This window comes from Pseudomonas chaetocerotis, from assembly GCF_015712105.2.
Taxonomy (GTDB): domain Bacteria; phylum Pseudomonadota; class Gammaproteobacteria; order Pseudomonadales; family Pseudomonadaceae; genus Aquipseudomonas; species Aquipseudomonas chaetocerotis.
In genome coordinates, this window is record NZ_JACFYX020000030.1 from 1 (window position 1) to 2,193 (window position 2,193).

Genomic DNA, 2,193 nt, shown 5'->3' on the forward strand with positions numbered 1-2,193 from the left:
CCCCGCAGCTGCAGCAGGGCCAGCGGCCCATTGCCCAGCTCGGTGCGCAGGTGCCAGGTCAGCGGCAGCTTGTCCGGGGCGGTCAGCACCAGCTCGAACAAGGTGTCGCTGCTGTCCAGCGCCGTGACCCGGGCCTGTTCCAACAGGCGGATCAGCCCCCAGGTTCCCGAGTGGTCTGCAAACAATCGCGCACCGCCCTTGAGGCTGGTCCAGCTCAGCGACACACCGGGACGATAGGTGCCCCCCGGCCAGTTGAACGGCTTCCAGCTCTCCATCTGGTTGAAGTACTCCAGGGTCACGCCGTCGAGGATGAGGGTGGTCTCTACCACGCTGCGTACCGGCTTGGCCCGCAACTCGAAACTCATGCCCATGCCACCATCGGTGTACAGGATGTCCGCCAGGTCGCTGAGCTGGTTCACGGCCTCGAGGAACTGCGGATTGAAGCGCAGCCCCTGGCTGTTGCCACTGTCGGGCACCCAGCGATTGCCTTCCTTGCGCAGCACGCCGCCCAGTTGGCTGCTGATGAACTGGTCGATCCGCCCCGTATCGCCACGAATCATCTGCCCCAGCATCGGCAAGGAGGCATCGCTGCCGGTGGCGGCGAACGGATAGCGACCCTCGAAGGCGCGCTGCCAGTTGCCGACGATCGCCCGTTGCCATTGACGGTTCAGGCTGAGGGCCGCAGGTTGCAGCACACCCTCCCAGGCCTGGTTCAGTGGCTGCACGAAGAGGTTATGGCCAAAGCCATTCCACTGCGCCCCCAGGCTGGCCGCGATCAGGCTGCCGTAGTCGAGGGTATCGGTGAGGTCGACGCTCTTGCCCTGGAACACTGTCTGCGCCAAAGCCTGGGTCATCGCCTGCGGGTCGCTGGCGGTGGTGATCTGCTGCAGCTTCAGGCGCACCCGCGTGACGCGGGTGAGAAAGGCTTGCAGGCTGAGGTTATCGCCCGTCGCAGCCACGGACTTGTCCTTGCCGAGCAAGGCCAGAACCGGGCCGAAGGTCGCGTCCAGCGGCCCGCGCGGGCCAGCGGCCTGCTGATCGATCATCGGCTGTTTGTCCCGGTCCAAAAGCTGCTGCGCCGATTTCATCAGCGAGTCGCTGAGGGCCTCGCCCCGGGTCTCGGTCTTGCCCTGGTAGGCCAGGGTGTTCATCAGGGCGATCAGCGGTGACTGGCGCACGTCGCTGAGCAGGGTGAGCTGGCTGATGGCGTCGGACAGGTTGTCCGCCTTGCGCCAGCGGAGGCTGTTGAGGAAGGTCAGCCAGGCGTCGCTGAATGCCTGGAAGTAGCGCTCGGTCAGGCGGGCCTTGAGCACCTCGGGTTGCAGTTCGCTGTCGAGCGTGCCCTGCTGGTCGCTCAACACCCAGTCGATTTCCTCGCGGCGCGCTTCGGCGACTTCGTCGATGGCCTTGCTCACCTGGTTCTCCCAGGCCTGGCGGGTGAAGACGCCGGGTACGCTGTTGGGCGTATCGAACAGGGTCGCTGCATCGGTTTCGCCCACCATGTCCTGCAAGGTCATCGCCGCGAAGTTGTTGCTCGCCCGGTCGATCACCTGCTGGTACAGCGTGGCCATGCCGTTACGCTGGCCTAGTTGCCCCAGCAGCACTTGCCGGGCCTGGGCCACGAGGCTGGGCTGAGTCTCGGTGCGCCAGTCGGGATGCGCCGCCAGGTGCTGCGCGTAGAACGCCCACAGGTTGGGCGACAGCGCTTGCCAGAGGCCGGGCGTGACGCCCGGGCGCTCGGCTTGCTCACCGGCCAGCACCCGCGTCAGGAACTGCGGGTCGGCCTTTTCCGGGCGCGCCATCATCAGGTAGGCCTTGAGCTGAGCATGGGCCTCTGCGGCACGTGCAGCGCGCTCGGGACTGCCCGCCGGCAAGGCAACGAAGGCTGCCAACTGCTGCTCCAGGTGCTTGGCCGCCACGTCACGCATCAGCCGATTGTTGATCTGGGTGTAGCGCGGCCACAGCACGGCCAACAGCGCATCGTTCTGGCTCAGGCCAAAGCGCAGGTACCACGGCTCGCCATGCTCGCGGCGGTAATCCAGGCGCGACATCTCGCGGGTCAGTTCGTGCAGGGCCCTGAGCTGCGCATCCGCATCGCCGGGCGCGTTGAGGGTCGCCAACGCCGACTCCACCGTGGCGATCTGGCTGCGGTTGCTGGTGAACGACAGCAGCAGCGCCAGGGCAAAGAGGCCG

At 66.6% G+C, this 2,193-nt stretch carries 1 protein-coding gene; it reads right to left on the minus strand.

From position 1 onward, the window contains the following. Positions 1-2,193: ImcF-related family protein (locus tag H3221_RS25490; protein ID WP_196477225.1), on the minus strand; the 2,193-nt coding region annotated here is incomplete at both ends.